Annotated in this window: 15 protein-coding genes; 8 read left to right on the top strand and 7 right to left on the bottom strand. The window is 67.7% G+C overall.

What is annotated here, in order from left to right; genetic code table 11:
* The first annotated feature begins 236 nt into the window (after positions 1-236).
* The 7 genes from ABT004_RS03750 to ABT004_RS03720 all read left to right on the top strand — a co-directional run bounded on the left by ABT004_RS03750 (position 237) and on the right by ABT004_RS03720 (position 6,139).
* On the top strand, positions 237-1,073 hold the full coding sequence (locus ABT004_RS03750; protein ID WP_351331211.1) for a FadR/GntR family transcriptional regulator: 837 nt from the start codon (positions 237-239) through the stop codon (positions 1,071-1,073).
* Positions 1,074-1,286: 213 nt separating this feature from the next.
* A complete protein-coding gene (locus ABT004_RS03745) occupies positions 1,287-1,787 on the top strand; it encodes an FAS1-like dehydratase domain-containing protein (protein ID WP_351331210.1) in 501 nt (166 codons plus the stop codon).
* 1 nt (position 1,788) lies between these two features.
* The gene (locus ABT004_RS03740; RefSeq protein ID WP_351331209.1) at positions 1,789-2,265 is read left to right on the top strand and encodes a hotdog family protein; all 477 of its coding nucleotides are present in this window, start codon (positions 1,789-1,791) and stop codon (positions 2,263-2,265) included.
* The gene (locus tag ABT004_RS03735; RefSeq protein ID WP_351331208.1) at positions 2,262-4,067 is read left to right on the top strand and encodes an acyclic terpene utilization AtuA family protein; all 1,806 of its coding nucleotides are present in this window, start codon (positions 2,262-2,264) and stop codon (positions 4,065-4,067) included. The genes ABT004_RS03740 and ABT004_RS03735 overlap by 4 nt, the downstream gene beginning before the upstream one ends.
* Complete coding sequence (locus tag ABT004_RS03730) at positions 4,064-4,402, top strand: DUF7508 domain-containing protein (RefSeq protein ID WP_351331207.1); 339 nt, start codon at positions 4,064-4,066, stop codon at positions 4,400-4,402. The genes ABT004_RS03735 and ABT004_RS03730 overlap by 4 nt, the downstream gene beginning before the upstream one ends.
* Positions 4,403-4,455: 53 nt before the next feature.
* Positions 4,456-5,640, top strand: a complete 1,185-nt coding sequence (locus ABT004_RS03725; protein ID WP_351331206.1) for an acyl-CoA dehydrogenase family protein — start codon at positions 4,456-4,458, stop codon at positions 5,638-5,640.
* Position 5,641: 1 nt separating this feature from the next.
* Positions 5,642-6,139, top strand: coding sequence for a hotdog family protein (locus ABT004_RS03720; protein ID WP_351331205.1), 498 nt, complete (start codon positions 5,642-5,644; stop codon positions 6,137-6,139).
* A 265-nt stretch (positions 6,140-6,404) separates the two neighbouring features.
* Here ABT004_RS03720 and ABT004_RS03715 read toward each other — a convergent pair whose 3' ends face one another.
* The 7 genes from ABT004_RS03715 to ABT004_RS03685 form a co-directional block, all read right to left on the bottom strand.
* Positions 6,405-7,781 (bottom strand): MFS transporter, encoded by a 1,377-nt coding sequence (locus ABT004_RS03715; protein ID WP_351331204.1) that lies wholly within the window; start codon positions 7,779-7,781, stop codon positions 6,405-6,407.
* Positions 7,782-7,809: 28 nt separating this feature from the next.
* Entirely contained in the window at positions 7,810-8,577 is a 768-nt protein-coding gene (locus ABT004_RS03710) for an N-acyl homoserine lactonase family protein (protein WP_351331203.1), read from the bottom strand.
* Between the two features lie 64 nt (positions 8,578-8,641).
* Entirely contained in the window at positions 8,642-9,691 is a 1,050-nt protein-coding gene (locus ABT004_RS03705) for an NAD(P)-dependent alcohol dehydrogenase (protein WP_351331202.1), read from the bottom strand.
* A gap of 19 nt (positions 9,692-9,710) precedes the next feature.
* The gene (locus ABT004_RS03700) at positions 9,711-11,123 is read right to left on the bottom strand and encodes an aldehyde dehydrogenase family protein (RefSeq protein WP_351331201.1); all 1,413 of its coding nucleotides are present in this window, start codon (positions 11,121-11,123) and stop codon (positions 9,711-9,713) included.
* A gap of 264 nt (positions 11,124-11,387) precedes the next feature.
* Positions 11,388-12,569: an FAS1-like dehydratase domain-containing protein gene (locus ABT004_RS03695; protein WP_351331200.1), complete on the bottom strand. Its 1,182-nt coding sequence runs from the start codon at positions 12,567-12,569 to the stop codon at positions 11,388-11,390.
* Between the two features lie 57 nt (positions 12,570-12,626).
* Complete coding sequence (locus tag ABT004_RS03690) at positions 12,627-13,796, bottom strand: iron-containing alcohol dehydrogenase family protein (protein ID WP_351331199.1); 1,170 nt, start codon at positions 13,794-13,796, stop codon at positions 12,627-12,629.
* 44 nt (positions 13,797-13,840) lie between these two features.
* Positions 13,841-15,028: a CaiB/BaiF CoA transferase family protein gene (locus ABT004_RS03685; protein WP_351331198.1), complete on the bottom strand. Its 1,188-nt coding sequence runs from the start codon at positions 15,026-15,028 to the stop codon at positions 13,841-13,843.
* Positions 15,029-15,239: 211 nt separating this feature from the next.
* Between ABT004_RS03685 and ABT004_RS03680 the strand changes: the two genes are divergently transcribed.
* Entirely contained in the window at positions 15,240-16,226 is a 987-nt protein-coding gene (locus ABT004_RS03680) for an NAD(P)-dependent oxidoreductase (protein ID WP_351331197.1), read from the top strand.
* Positions 16,227-16,267 lie beyond the last annotated feature (41 nt).

The following is a 16,267-nucleotide window of genomic DNA, read 5'->3' as shown; positions in this document are numbered from 1 at the left end:
GACCCCTCTGTCGCCGCGCTATTGACCGACTCAACGACATCCGTTAAACATGGTCATGTTCAACATGTTCTCGGGTTCGCTGCCACGTGCCGCCCACCATCACGTGGACGGCGGAGCCCGCCGCGCCGCGGGCTTCCGCGAAGCGGACACCCCGCTCACTGGTCGACGACGTGTCGGCCGAGCTCTGCGGGGAAGGGCGAGGACACGACAGTCATAGGACCGAAGGGAACCGCGCGATGCCTCAGGACAGGTCCGTTCCTCCGGAAAGCCGGCCCGCCGGCACCGGCGCCGGCGGCGCCAGAGGCCCGCAGCACACCGCTGCGGCGGGGTTTCGCGCGTCGGCACGTCCTCCTCGACGACCGGAGAAGTCTTCCTTCCTGCTCGCCGAGGAGATCCTCAACGACATCCTCCGCGACGACCTCGCCCCCGGGGATCCGCTGCCGCCCGAGCGGGAGATGGTCGAGAAGTACGGCATGGGCCGGACCACGGTCCGCGAGGCATTGCGCCTCCTTGAGTACCAGGGAGCGATCCAGCTGCGACAGGGGCTCAACGGTGGCCCCTTCGTCCAGGCTCCCGACTCGCACCATTTCGCCAGAACCATCTCGTTCCTGATGCGGATGGAGCGGACGCCCTTCGAGTCCATCGTGGAGGTCCGCTCCGCGATCGAGCCGATGATCTGCCAGCTCGCGGCGGAGCGCATCCGCCCGGAGGCGCTCCAGGAGCTGGGGCACACCATCACCGAGATGCGCCGCATCGTGAACGACCGTGACCAGACCGAGGCCTTCAACGACCTCAACACCCGTTTCCACAGCGTGATCGCGTGGTCGTCAGGCAACCCGCTCTTCCATCGCCTCGCCGATTCACTGCACGGGATCATGGACGGGGCCGTCGTCGGCATGAGCTACTCCGCACGGCGGTACCGGGGCGTGATCGCAGACCACCAGCTCATCTACGACGCTCTCAGCGCCCGTGACGCCGGCGCCGCGTTCGAGAAGATGACGGCGCATCTGACCGAGTGGGAAGAGTACGCCCGGCGCAATTTTGCCGACTCGCTCAAGCGTCCTCTCCCCTGACGTCCCTCCCCTCACACACGAGGGGCCGCCGAACTCCCTTACCCACAGCCCCAGAACGAATACTCCGGCCACCCGCCGGGGCGAGGCGCCGTGCCCGGACGCCGGCACGACGCGCCCTCGTGAACCCATTGCGGTGCTACGGCACGAGTTCCTTCTGGGCGCGTCCGGGTTGGCCGGTGCACCCTGCACGACCGACCCCGAGAAAGGAAGCGCATGACCATCAGCGCGGAACTGGTCGAGAGAGTCCGCGACTGCGTGGGCGACACATCGGAATCGGTGACCGCCACCGTCGACGCTCTGATGTCGCGACGCTACGCCCAGGCGATCGGCGAGACGAATCCGCTGTATTTCGATGCGGAGTACGCCAGGTCCAGGGGGTACACCGATGTGGTCGTCCCGCCGAACTTCCTCCCGTCCTACCTGGACTGGTCCGACGGTGGCACCGAGCGGGAGCTGCGCCCGGACGGCACGCCCCCTGGAGAGATGGAGTGGATCCCGCTGGAGGGCGTCCGCATCATGGGCGGCGGTGAGGAAATGATCTTCCATGCCCCGCTCGTCGCCGGACGAGAGGTCGTGATGGAGAGCTCCCTCGACAGCGTGGACTCCCGGCAGTCGAGATCCGGCCTCATGCTCATCCTCAAGATCCGGAACACCTACGCCACCACCGACGGCACCGCGATCCTGACCTCGATCCGGACCGTCCTGGGGAGATGAAATGGCTACTGCCACCCATGACACCACTCAACGCTACGCCGAAAGTGTCTCGGTCGGTGACGACCTGACTCCACAGGAACGGCGGCCGACCACCGTGCAGTTGTTCCGCTACTGCGCGATCACCTGGAACAGTCACCGGATCCACTACGACAAGGACTACGCGGCCAGCGAAGGCTATCCCGACGTCCTAGTCCAGTCGCACCTCCACGGCGCTTACTTGACCTCCTTGTGCACTGATTTCGCCGGTGAGAAGGGGTGTGTCGAGCGACTCTCCTATTCGGTGCGCCGTTTCGCGACCCCGGGCGACGTCCTGAATGTCATCGGCAGGGTCACGGAGGCCAGCAAACGCGACAGCGGCACGTTGTTCCGCCTGGAGATCAGCGAGGTACGCACCGAGGACGAGGCTGTCTGCGCCAGCGGCGAGGCCGACGTCTTCCTGCCCTCGCGCCCGGCGACTGCAGAGGGGAGGACGTCGTGAGTGAGGTGCTCCGCATCGCCAACTGCTCGGGCTTCTACGGCGACCGCTTCTCCGCCGCTCGGGAGATGGTCGAAGGCGGTGACATCGATGTGCTGACGGGCGACTACCTCGCCGAGCTGACGATGTTCATCCTGTCCAAGGCCAGGGCCGCCGGACGTCCCGGTTACGCGACCACCTTCCTTCGGCAGATGGAGGAGGTGCTGGGCACCTGCCTGGAGCGCGGCATCCGCGTGGTCACCAACGCCGGCGGCCTCGAACCCGCCGCCCTCGCCCATGAGTTGGATGCGCTGGGACGACGGCTCGGCCTGCCTCTCAAGACCGCCCACCTGACCGGCGACGACCTCATGCCACACCTGCCGCAACTGCGCGCCGAGGGAGCGGACTTCCGCAATCTCGACACCGGCCGGCTGCTGGCGGACGCCGACGCCGACCCATTCACCGCGAACGCCTACCTCGGCGGCCGCGGCATCGCGCAGGCGCTCGGCGCCGGAGCCGACATCGTCGTGTGTCCACGGGTCACCGATGCCTCTCTGGTGGTGGGGCCGGCGATGTGGCGGTTCGGGTGGGCCGAGGACGACTACGACAAACTCGCCGGAGCGGTCGCGGCGGGGCACGTCATCGAATGCGGAGCCCAGGCCACGGGCGGCAACTACGCCTTCTTCGAGGAGACCGACACCTCCGCGCTGCCCGGCTTCCCCCTAGCCGAGATCCACGCCGACGGCAGCAGCGTCATCACCAAGCATGCGGGCACCGGTGGAGCCGTCACCGTGGGCACCGTCACCGCCCAGCTTCTTTACGAGGTCGGCGGCACCGACTACCTCAACTCCGATGTCACCTTGAAGCTGGACACCGTACAGCTGTCCCAGGAGGCCCCCGACCGGGTGCGGCTGTGGGGCACGCGCGGCGCCCCGCCGCCCGAGACGTTGAAGGTCGCCATGACGCTCCCGGGGCCGTACCGGCAGTCGGTGGTCCTGGCCGTGCCGGGCGAGACCATCGAGGCGAAGGCCGCCAGGGCGGAACGGGATCTCGCCACTGCGCTCGGCGGCTTCGAGCAATTCGACTCCGTCGACATGCGACTGGTCCGCAGTGATCAGGCCGCGGCCGAGACAGGCGAGCTGGGCACAGCCCAACTGGTCCTCTCCTTCGCGTCGGCCGAGAAGGAGAAGCTGGGGCGTCGGATCTTCGACGCCGCGACCGGTCTGGCGCTCTCCAGTTTCCCGGGCATCCACTTCCCCGGCGAACGCCAGCAGCGCCCCACGCAGACCGGCGTCAACTGGCCCTGTCTTGTCCCCGCATCCGCGGTCGCCGAATTCGTCCACCTCGACGGCGACGACCTTCCCGTTCCCCCGCGCAAGCTGCACGCGAAGGCCGCGCCCTCCCCATCAACGGATGAGAACGGCCTGCCAACTCCCAAACCCACGACGCCACAGGACACGTCAACGCGACGAGTGTCCCTCGGGACGCTCTTCGGCGCGCGCTCCGGGGACAAAGGGGCCCACGCCAACGTCGGAATCTGGGCACGCTCAGACCAGGCGTACGGCTGGCTGGTCGGCTCACTGACCGTGGAAGCCTTCCGAGCGCTCCTCCCTGAGGCAGCCGACGCGCGCATCACCCGCAGCGTCTTCCCTCACCTGCGGGGCGTCAACTTCGTCGTCGAGGGCCTGCTCGGCGCGGGGGCGGCCGCAGCCGCCCGATTCGATCCACAGGCCAAGGGACTTGCCGAGTTCATCAGGAGCCGGGAAGTCGAACTGCCAGTGGACCTACTGGAAGCTCCCCGGTCAGAAGAAGAGGTGCAGCGATGAGTGTGGAGATCTCCAAGCCCTGGCGGACCGCGACAGACGCCGAACTGGAGCAGATCCCCTGCATCACCGGCGTCTACGAGGTTCGCGAGGGCGGGGGTGAAGTCCTGGACATCGGTTACGCCGGAGCACGTGAGCCCTTCGGTCTGCGCTCGAGGATCAAGACGGTGGTGATCGAAGAGGACCGCGAGGGCCTGGAGTTCCGCTACGAGAGCCACATCCAGTACCTCACCCGGTACGCGGAACTCGTCATGGTGCACCGAGCCCACCATGAGGGCGCCGAACCGCCGCGCGTGGCCGGCCGGGAAATTCCGGTGAAGGGCCGCCTGACGCCCTGAGCCACGGCCGCGCCACCCCACCTACCCCCCGTACCCCGTAGGAGCGATATTCCGTGTTCGATCTGAGCTATGAGCAGCACTCGATCATCAATACCGTGAGGGATTTCGTCCGCGAGCAGATCCGACCGCTCGAAGACCAACTCGATCCGGACGAGAGCCGGCTCCCGGAAGCCGACTACGCACGCCTGACCGCGATGACCCGGAAGATGGGCCTGTTCAACCTCGACGTGCCCGAAGAGGAGGGCGGACCCGGCATCGACCTGGTCACGCGCTGCCTGCTCGCGATCGAGATGTCACAGCACCGGGCCGGGCTCTACGCCCCCTGCTACGACGTTTTCGGGCACACCGGCCAGATCCCCCTGCTCTCCGCGTGGGCGACTCCCGAACAGCGCGAGAAGTACCTGATCCCCTCGATCGAGGGGCGCAAGCGTGCGGCCTTCGCCCTGACCGAGCCGACCGGTGGCAGCGACCCCGGACGCAACATCAGGACCCGTGCCGTGCAGGACGGCGACGACTGGATCATCAACGGTGACAAGCTGTGGATCAGCTTCGCGCACGAGGCGGAGTTCGCCCTGGTCTTCGCTCGCACCGGAGGACCGGGGCGTGATGGCATCACGTGCTTCATCGTCGACACCGACACCCCGGGATTCCACGTACGCCGTATCGCCCACACCATGCGCTCGACGCACCCGGCGACGGAGCTGCAACTCGAGGACCTGCGCGTGCCGTCGAAGAACATCCTGGGCGAGATCGGACGCGGCTTCTACCTTGCCAACGAACGCCTGAGCCGGAACCGGATCCCGTACAGTGCCGGATGCATCGGCCTCGCCGTACGGGCTCAGGAGATGACGGTCGAGTGGACCAAGATGCGCAAGTCCTTCGACAAGCCGCTCTCCGAGCACCAGGGCGTGGCCTGGATGCTGGTGGAGAACGAGCAGGACATCCGCTACGCCACGTTCATGGTCCTCAGCGCCGCCGCCGCGGCGGACGCGGGCCGACCGTTCCGGACCGAGGCGGCCCTGGCGAAGATCGCGGCGACGGAGGCCGCTTCACGCGTCGTCGACCGCGCCATCCAGCTGCACGGCGGCATGGGGGTTTCGCGGGAGATGCCGCTGGAGCGCTGGTACCGCGAACTGCGCATCCGCCGGATCGGGGAAGGGGCGACGGAGATCCAGAAGGTGATCGTCAGCCGCGACCTGCTCCACAACCCCTACTCCTTCTTCATGGACAAGGTCTGACATGGCTCGGGAGCTGTACGAACTGCCGCCCTCGTTCGCCTTCTCCGCACGAAGCCGCGCGCGCACCATCACCGAGGGTGACTTCAGTGCGATGACGAACCTGACCTGGACCTTCGAGGAGATTCATACCGACAGGGTCCTCATGGAGGGACGCGGGTCGGAACGGATGCTCGCCGGCGGCTGCGTCCTCGCCTTCGCCCTGGGCCTGGCGACACCGGCCATCAAGGAGCAGGTCGAGGAGCGCGGCATCAAGCTCATCGCCCTGGTCGGCTACGACGGGATCCGCTTCCACTCGCCGCTCTTCCCCGGCGACACCGTTCATATCGAGTCCACCCTGGTGTCCGTCGCGAAGACGAGCCGCCCGGAGCGGGGCGTGATGACCTTCGACGATGCACTCGTCGACAGTGACGACCGCAGAATCATGAGCTATTCCCGCAGCGCCTTGTGTGAGGTGACGGGGTCGCAGCTCTACGCTCCGGAGAGTTCACGTACCCAGTGAGTGCCGGTACGGGACTCTCCGCCCGCCGAGCAGTGGGCGTTGACCGAGACTGTGATCACGACGTGGAAGGCGCGACACGGTTCGGTCAACGACCACCGCGGGTCCAGCTCAGCGCAGTATTCGATACTGCTCTGTTCCGATGGATCTGACGTCCCTCTCCACGGTTGCGCGGGACGGGGTGGTCACCAACGATGGGCGCCAACGGGGGCGCCACATAAGGGGCGGTGCCCTCCGTCCGAAAGTAGGACCATGACGGTCCTGTGGGTCATCGTCGCGACGCCAGGACGTCGGACAGGTCTCGGCCGCGGGTCTCCGGCAGGCCGATCGCGCCGAGCAGGCTGATCAGGCACAGGAACGCCACGAAGAGTCCGAACGAGAAGGCGCCGTAGGCGGCCGTCATCGAGGCACCGATCAGGGGAGGCACCGCCCCGCCGATGACCAGTCCGATGTTGTAGGCGAACGCCGACGCCGTATACCGGTACCTGGTGTCGAAGAGTTCGGAGAGCATGACGTTGACCGGACCGATCTCAAGACCTGCGAAGAACAACGTCACGCACAGGAGCAGCACGTACTCCCCTGCCGACGCCGACTCCAGAAAGCTGAAGACCAGGAGCGCCCAGACGACCGCGCCGGCGGTCGCCGCCAGCAGGACCGGGCGTCTTCCGAACCGGTCGGACGCGGTCGCGCCGATCACGACTCCCAGTGCCCAGCACAGGCCGCCCGCGACTCCGGCGCCGAGCACGGTGTTGCGGGTCAGGCCGAGTTGCCCGGTGCCGAGGTTCGCGAAGTACGTGGCTCCGAGGTACGTGAACGCGGCCTGCATGATCGAGACGCCGGCGACCAGGAGCATGTGTCGCGGCTGGTGTCGCCATGCCTCGATGAACGGGATCTTCGACTCCCCACCTCCAGGGTCCGGCTCAGCCTTGACCTCGGCTTCGAACACCGGGCTCTCGTCGATCTTGAGGCGGATGTACAGCCCCACCACAACCAACAGGGCGCTCGCCAGGAACGGGATCCTCCAACCGAACGAGGCGAACTGCTCGTCGGACAGGCCCACGCCCACCGCGAGCAGCGTCGCGTTGGCGAGGACGATCGAGAATCCCCCGCCGAGCGAGGTGAACATCGTCCAGAAGCCGCGTCGCCCGGTGGGCGCGCTCTCCGTACTGAAGAGCGCAGCGCCCGCCAACTCCCCACCGGCCGCGACACCTTGGACGATGCGCATGAGGACGATCAGGATGGGTGCCGTGACACCTATCTGGTCCGCTGTCGGCATCGCTCCCACCACGACCGTCGCGCCGCCCATCAGGAGCAGTGTCGTCACCAGCATGCGTTTACGGCCGAGGCGGTCACCGAAGTGGCCGAAGATGAGCGCGCCGACGGGGCGGGCGACGAACGCCACCCCGAGAGTGCCGAACGACGCGATCGTGCCGGCCGCAGGTCCGAGGGCCGGGAAGAACACATCGGCGAAGACGAGTGAGGCGGCCACGGCGTACAGCGTCAGGTCGTAGAACTCAATCACCGTGCCGGTGAAGCCCGCCAGTGCGATGCGGCGCATCTGCCGGGCGTCGCGCGCGGGCACGGGTACCGACACGGGCACGGACTGTTCGGTGTGCTGCTCGTCCTTCTGGTGGGGCAACGTCATCGTTCCTCCCGGACACCCGAAGGTGTCATCAGTAGCCGAAGGCCGCCTTCTCGACCACCGTGTGGTCGTGGCTGGGCAGCGGAGTCCAGCCGGTGCCCTTCAGGTGGGCGAGGCTGGCGCGGTAGGCGTCGAGGTCGGTGAACCGGCCGGAGGGCAAGGGCAGTTCGGCTCCCCCGTTGTCCCAGTTCTCGAAGGTGTCGACGCAGTCACCTGTGATGACGAACGTGCCCGCGCCCGTGTCGACGCGCACACCCTGCGATCCGGGCGAGTGTCCCGGCAGCGGCAGCACACCGATCCCTGACGCGATCTCGGTCGCGCCATCGAGCGGACGGATCCGGTCCAGGGACCCGGCGTACGGCGGCTGCTCCGCGTCACCGTAGATCCTGTACGCCGCCCGGGGCTCCGGGCACGGTCCGGTCGCGAAGCCCAGCTCGGCGCGTTGGACGAGTATCTCGGCGTTGGGGAACGCGTCGTTATTGGAGCAGTGGTCCCAGTGCAGGTGGGTGTTGACAATGAGGTCGACGTCGTCGGCGCGCACGCCCAGTCGGGCGAGCGCGTTGTCCAGGCGCTCCTCCTCCCGCACCACGTACCCGTGCGGGATCCTGCGTCGGATCTGTTCCTCGTCGGCCGGGCCGCCCGTGTCCACGATCACGGTCCGGTTGCGCGACCTCAGCACGAACATCACCAGCGGCATGCTGATGAGCCGTGGGTCGGGGTCGTCGAGGTAGACAAGGTCGGCGGGGACATCGCGGAGTTCGCCGAGTTTCACGGCGTCAATGACCCACTGAGTCGTCATCTGGGGACGGCCTTTCCACTTCGTTGTGGTGTTGTCGAGGCGGCCGAGTCACCGGCCCGTTGGATCAGGCGGTCGTCATCGTCGCGATGTCGATGACACACCGGTATCGGACGTCGCCCGCCGCGACCCTGTCGTACGCAGCGTCGATCTGATCGGCGGTGACGATCTCGACCTCAGGGGTGATCGCATGGCGGGCGCAGAAGTCGAGCATCTCCTGGGTCTCCGCGATGCCACCCACGAGCGTGCCGGCGAGGGAGCGCCGGTTGTTCAGGAGGGAGAACACGTCGACTGCGATGGGCTGCTTGGGGACACCGAGGTTCACGAACGTCCCGTCCAGGGTGAGCAGTTCGAGGAACGCGTCATAGTCCAGGTTCGCGGGGACCGTGGAAAGGATGAGGTCGAAGGCGCCGGCGAAGTCGGTGAAGATCGCCGGGTCCGTCGACAGCCGGTAGTCGTCGGCGCCGCGGCGCAGGGCGTCCGCCTTCTTGTCCATGGTGAGGTCGAAGACAGTGGTGTGTGCGCCGAGTGCCGCCGAGATCGGCACCCCTACGTGCCCGAGTCCGCCGAAGCCGATGATGGCGACCTTGACACCCGGCCCGGCCTCCCAGTGTCGCAACGGGGAGTAGAGCGTGATCCCCGCGCACAGCAGCGGAGCGGCCGCCTCCAGCGGGATCCCGTCGGGGACCCGGAGGACGTACCCCTCGTCGACGACGATCTTCTCGCTGTAGCCGCCCTGTGTGAACTGCCCCGTGCGGTCGGGGCAGTTGTAGGTGCGGATGTGACCCTTACGGCAGTAGGGCTCCATCCCGGCGCGGCAGTAGTCGCACTCCCGGCAGGAGTCGACCAGACACCCGACGCCCACCCGGTCCCCGACGGCGAACTTGCGGACATCGGGGCCGACGGCGGACACGGTCCCCGCGATCTCGTGACCGGGGACGAGCGGGTAGTGCGTCTGGCCGAATTCGCTGCGGGCACGGCTGACGTCGGTGTGGCAGATGCCGCAGAAGGCGATGTCGATCAGGACGTCGCCAGGGCCGACGTCCCTGCGCTCCAGCACCATCGGCTTGAATGTCTCGCCGGGGCCCGCGATGGAGCGGGAGTTGACTGTGATCATGCTGCTCGCGCCTCCCGGGTCAGCCGATGGACTTGTACTCGAGGAACTCCTCGATTCCGTAGCGGCCGAACTCCCGGCCGATACCGGAGAGTTTGAAGCCGCCGTGCGGGGCACGCTGGTTGACCGCAGAGCCATTGATGCGGATGCGTCCGGCGCGCAGTCGACTGGCGAGACCGCGGGCGCGCTCATCGGTTCCGGCCCAGATCGCTCCCGCGAGTCCGTAGTCGGTGTCGTTGGCGATCCGGAAGGCTTCGTCCTCGTCGTCGAACGGGATGAGCACCACGACCGGGCCGAAGATCTCCTCGCGCGCGATACGTGAGGTGTTGTCACCGGAGAAGACGGTGGGCCGCACGAAGAAGCCCCGGTCGAGTCCCTCGGGTGCCTCCGGGCCGCCGGTGAGGAGGCGTACGCCCTCGTCGAGGCCGGACTGGATGTAGTCGCGGATCCGCTGACGCTGGTGGATGTTGGCGACCGGGCCGAGCGTGGTGGCCGCGTCGTAGGGGTCGCCCAAGACGGAGCTCTCGGCCTTGCGGACTGCGATCTCCTCGGCCTCGGCCAGCCTCGATCGAGGGACGAGCACACGGGAGAGGCCGCCGCACACCTGCCCGGAGTTGCGGAAGGCGTCCTCCATGCCGACCTCGATGGCCCGCGCCAGGTCGGCGTCCTCCAGGATGACGTTCGCCGACTTGCCGCCGAGTTCGAGGGCGACCTTCTTGACGCCTTGGGCGGCCAGCTCCATGACGCGACGGCCCGCCCGGACGGAGCCGGTGAGGGAGACCATGTCGACCAACGGGTGGGTGACGATGGCCTCGCCGACCGCGGGGCCTGTTCCCGAGACGAGGTTGAACACCCCGTCCGGCAGGCCCGCGTCGGCGCACATCTCGGCGAAGATGAAGGAGCTGAGCGGTGCGACCTCGGTGCCCTTGAGCACGACGGTGCAGCCGGCCGCGATCGCCGCTCCGGCCTTCATGCACACCATGCGCATGGGGCCGTTCCACGGCGTGATCGCGCCGACCACACCGGCGGGCTCCCGGGCGACGACGGTGTGGTCGACCTGCTCCTGCCAGGAGATCCCGGACAGACTGTCGGCGATGCTCTCCAAGTCCACCACCGCGGAGGCACCTTGGGCCTCGGCAGCGATCGCATAGGGCTGACCGATCTCGCTGACGACGGCCCTGGTGATCTCGTCGGAGCGCTTCTTCGTCAGCTCCGCGAGCTTGCGCAGGAATCCCGCGCGCTCCTCGACCGTGGTCCTCGACCAGGCCGCGAAAGCCGCGGCTGCCGCTTCGGCGGCCGCGTCGACGTCCACCGGTGTGCCGGCCGGAATCGTGACGACGGCCTCCTCGGTGACCGGGTTGATCACCTCGAGGACATCGGTGCCCGCCGAAGGCACCCACTTGCCATTGATGAAGATCTGGTCGCGTTCGATCACCGAACACACTCCTCGAGCATTGTCGCAGCAGCCACGCTTGTTCGTATTTAAGAACCATCGATCGTTATTGCGGCTGCAACGCTACGGACATCTGCTGAAAGGTGTCAACGCCCCAGCAGGTCGGATTGCGGGACGTCGCCGTCGCGACGTGTCACTTCGTGGGCACTGGTGACCGCGGTGGCCCGAGACCGTACGGCGCGGGCTGCATCGGAGTGGCCGTGCGCCCCCACGCCGCGTTCCGGCCCGCCGTTCACGGGGCGAAGGTCACACGGCTCCCTCCGTACGCCGCGGCAGCACGACCGTCGCCGTGCCCGGCATGCAGTTCTGCTCGCGCTGGTTGTACGCCCAGGTCTCCAGGTGCACCACGGCGTCGCCGTCGGCGTCGATCTCCTTGCCCACGATCTTGCCGCCGAGGCGGACGACGTCCGACAGGTAGACGTGTGCCCGGTATTGGCCGTGGATGGCCTTCACCGCGCCGGCGTCGCCCATCCAGTGCGTCAGAGTGTGGATCTGCCAGCAGGTGCGCTGGATGCCGACGTCGTACGCGATCTGCGCGCCCTGCAGCCGTGCCGCGTAGTCGTTGTAGTGCACCGAGTACACGGGCTCAAGGGCCTGGGTGTTGGGGTCGCGGAAGGCCCACTTCGGGTGCTTGCGGTAGCGGCGCAGTGCCACGCCGTGCGCCGACAGGCGCGGGATCGGCGCAGCGCCCGAGGCTACGTAGGCGATTTCGTCCGTGAGTCCGATCGGGCCCTTGGTGAGGGTGTCGAGCTCGTCACCGATCTGGACGTCGTCCCAGTACCGCGGGTCGGCGCCGCGCGGCGTCTCGTTGAGGATGTCCTCCTCGACCTTCTCGAGTTCCTCGCCCGTCCACGGGTGCGGAAGCTCGATCGAGCGCGAGCTGCGCCGCTTCTGCATCTCGCTGCGCTCGAATCGCATCCGCGAGCAGATGAACCGTGCGACGAGCTGGCCGTCCTGGTTCCAGTACTCCTGACGCAGATAGTCCTTGATCCGGCGGCCGCCGAAGGAGCTCTCGATCGGGTCGTCGAAGCCGTCGAACCAGACCCGAGCCGTGATCTTGTCGCCGACCCGGATCGGGGCGTGGAAGGTCACATCGGTCTCGGCGTGGAAGCCGCCGAGGCCGCGCCAGCCGACCTGGACCGAGCCCAGACAGGCGAAGATGAAGCTCGGCGGGGCGATGATCCCTTCGAAGGGACCCTCCGCGGCGTACTCCTCGTCCGTCCACAGCGGGTTGTCGTCACCGATGCCCTCGGCGAACCGCAGGATGGCCAGGCGGGTGGCGTACTCGTTGTTCACGCACGCGTCCGTGCGGAGCTCGGTCCCGATCAGGTTCCGCATGCTCGTGAGCATCTCTTCGGTGAACTTGCCGCTGGCGAGCTCGCTGCCGATCTTCTCGCCCTGCGGCGTCTCGGATTCCGTCGTCGTCATCGCATTTCCTCATTCATCGTCGATCGCTGAACGTCGTAAAAGTTTGGGATTCTGCTGCTACCAGGCGCCGTTGATCAGGTCGCGGACGTCCTTCTCCTCGGGCGGACGCGGTCCGGCCGTAATGGCCCAGTCGTCCATGGCGTGGGAGGCGGCCTCGCCCAGAGCCCCCTGCTCGACACCGATGTCCTGGAGACGGCGGGGTGCCTCGAACACGTCCAGAAGACGCTCGACCTCCGCGACGACCGCCTCGGGTTCGGCGTCGGCGAGTCCCAGGTACTCCCCGATGGCCGCGATACGGCCGGGCACGACGCTCGCGTTGAACCGCATCGCGTGCGGCAGGAGCAGGGCCTCGACGACGCCGTTGGGCGCCGAGGACCTCGGTCCGATGGCGTGCGACAGGGCCTGGGCGAGTCCGCCGCCGGTGTGGTCACTGCCCTGGCCGCTCATGATCGCCGCGAGCATCAACTGCAGGCGAGGGGCCGCGAGTTCCGGTTCCTTCGCCACTCGGGGCAGCCAGCTCACGACGGTACGCACCGCATGCGCCAGCTGGGCGTCGGCGAGCGGGTCGACCCGACGGGACTGCAGGCCCTCCACCGCCATCGAGAAGATATTGAGGGCGGCCGACCAGCTGAGCCGCGGCGGCGCGGTGAGCGCCATCTGCGGGTCGAGGACGACACCCTGGGCCCGGGCCTTCGGGTCGTAGAGCGCGAGCCGCTCCTCCGTCTCCGGGTCGCGTACGGCGGCGCCCGCCTTGGCGTACGCGGTGGTCGGCGAGCTGGGCACGACCCACTGGGGCAGCTTCGGCGCGGCGAGCCTGGGGCTCACGAGCTTGCCGCCCTCGCGCCTGGTGCACAGCCCCCGTACGTCCTTGCCCTCGCCCAGCAGGATCGTGGCCGCGCGGGCGGTGACGACCGACGACCCGCCCCCGATGGCGATGACCGCGTCCGCCTCGTGCTCGGCCAGGAAGTTCCTGGCGCGCTCGACCGAGGGCAGCGGGCTGTGTTCCTCGACTCCGTCGAACTGCCCGACGAGCCGCTCGCCGAGCGCCTCGTGGACCCGGCCCATCGCCTCGTCGTGTGCAGCCACGGCGGGGATACAGATGATCGCCGCGCGGTGTGCGCCGACCCGCGCCAGTTCGCGCGGCAGGGACTCCAGCGCTCGCTCGCCGCAAAATGTGCGGAAGGCCGGGGCCACGTGCCGGACCCTCAGATCAGGTTCAGCGCTCACGTGCTGTCACTCCTTCTGTCGTGTCGCCTCGTGTTACGTCGGGGTCAGATGGCACCGGCGTCGCGGAGCTTGGTGATGTCGTCGGCGGACAGGCCGAGTTCTTCGGTGAGGACCTGGTCGGTGTGTTCGCCGAGACCGCCGGAGCGGGTGGGTTCGACCATGGGTGAGTCGGAGAGGAAGAGGGGGCTGCCGAGGGTCATGAAGGAGCCCTGCTCGTCCTCAACAGTGCGGAGCACGCCGCGGGCGCGAATGTGCGGGTCTTCCAGGAGTTCCGGCAGGGTCACCACTGGCGCACACGGGATCTTGAGGTCCTTCAGCGCGGCGGCTATTTCTTCCTTGCTCCGCGTACGGGTCCAGGCACCGACGACGGTGTCCACCTCGTCCATGTTGTCGCAGCGACCGGGCATGGTGGCGAACCGCGGGTCGTCGGCTGCCGGGTCGTTCATCACCCCGCGCAGCCGGTCCCAGTGCTTGTCCGTCGGGCAGAGCACCGTCACCCAGCCGTCCGCGGCCGGGTAGGCGTTGTAGGGGGCGACCGACATGCCGCCGTGGCGGTTTCCTGTGCGTTCGAAGTCCGCGATGCTCTCGCTGAGATGCCCTGCGATGTTGGACGTCAGTGAGGGGAGGATGGCGTCCTGCAGGGAAACCTCGACATGCTGGCCACGACCGGTGTGGGTGCGCTGGTAGAGCGCCGCCAGGACCCCGGACAGGATGTGGGTGCCCGCCATGAAGTCCACGATCGAGGGTCCGGTGCGTACGGGGGCACCGTCGGCGAATCCCGTGGTGGACATGATGGCGCTACGAGCCTGGATGGTGAGGTCCATGGCGGATTCGCCGGCATAGGGGCCGAAGGATCCGAAGCCGGTGCCCGTGGCCATGATCAAGCGGGGGTTGATCTCGCTGAGCTGGTCGTAGCCGAGGCCGAAGCGGTCCATGGCGCCGGGTGAGAGGTTCTGCACGAGGACATCGGCGGTTCCGACGAGCTTGCGCAGGACGTCCTGCCCGGCCGGCTGGGCCAGATCGAGGCGAATGTTCCGCTTCCCGGAGTTCAGGAAGCGGAACTGAATGGGATAGCCGTCCTCGTCGACCGCGGGTACGCGCCGGTAGGGGTCGCCCTGGGGGGCTTCGACCTTGATGACATCGGCGCCGAGACGGGCCATCAGCATGGTGCAGTACGGGGCGAAGTAGAACTGTCCGACACAGATCACCTTCACGCCTTCGAGGGCGGTCATGCACAGCCTCCGTCACATCGGGCGTCACTCAAGTCTGAGAATTAGTTCGTTATCGCGAACGCCGGTCCGTATTTACAACCCCGAGGCTAGGGTTGCACCCTGCCGATGTCAACGGATGCGCAGCCCGCGACGGCGTTGACACCCGGACACCCGAGCCTTAGCGTTCATTCGCCCATATGGTCACTAGTTCGCTATTACGATCCATATCTGGGTGGGTGGCCGCGGCTCACGACGACGCCGCCACTGTCCGTTCAGCGACGAAAGGACAACCATGAAGCTCGGTTTCATCGGACTCGGCACCATGGGCCGGGGCATGGCTCTCAACCTGCGACGAGCGGGGCACGACCTCGTCGTGCACGACCTCAACCGGTCGAGCGGCACACCGCTCGAGGAGGCCGGTGCGACCTGGGCGGACTCCGTCGCCGAACTCGCGGGCTCGGTCGACGTGGTGTTCACGTCCCTGCCGGGCCCCGTGGAGATGCGGGAACTCGGCCTCGGTGACGGAGGACTGTTGAGCGCCCTCAAGCCCGGCAGCACATGGTTCGATCTGACCACCAACTCCCCCACGGTGGTGCGCGAGGTCCACGAGGAGTGCCGCAAGCACGACGTGGAACTCTTCGACGCCCCGGTGAGCGGTGGCCCCAAGGGTGCCAGTTCCGGCAAGCTCGCCATCTACGTGGGCGGGGATCGCGAAGCGTTCGACCGCGCGGGATCGGTTCTCGATGCCATCGGCGACCAGATCCTGTACGTGGGCGAGATCGGCGCCGGCAACACGGCCAAGCTGGTGCACAACTGCGCCAGCATGATCATCCGTTCCGGCATCTCCGAGGTCTTCACCATGGGGGTCAAGGCCGGCGTCGAGCCCGACGCCCTGTGGCACGCGCTGCGCCAGGGCGCCATCGGCAGGGCCCGGACCTTCGACCGGGTCGGCGACCGATACCTCCAGGAGGCCTTCGACCCGCCGTCGTTCGCCCTCGGACTGGCGAACAAGGACCTCCGCCTGGCACTGGAGCTGGCCGACGAGTTCGACGTCCCCATGCGCGCCGCACGGCTGGTCGAGGAGGACTTCAAGGAGGCCCTCGACCGCGGCTGGGGAAACCGTGACTCGCAGACTCCGCTGCTCCTCCAGAACGAGCGCGCAGGCGTCACGATCAAGCTCACCCCCGAAGAGGTCCAGGCCGTTCTCGACCGCGGCTGAAACACGCACCTTCCCTGACCGCGAGCAACTCACCACGAGGA

It is taken from the genome of Streptomyces sp. NPDC002790 (assembly GCF_040295505.1).
Taxonomy (GTDB): domain Bacteria; phylum Actinomycetota; class Actinomycetes; order Streptomycetales; family Streptomycetaceae; genus Streptomyces.
Note: the sequence above shows the minus strand (reverse complement) of the source record. Positions and strands in the feature narration are given on the sequence as shown.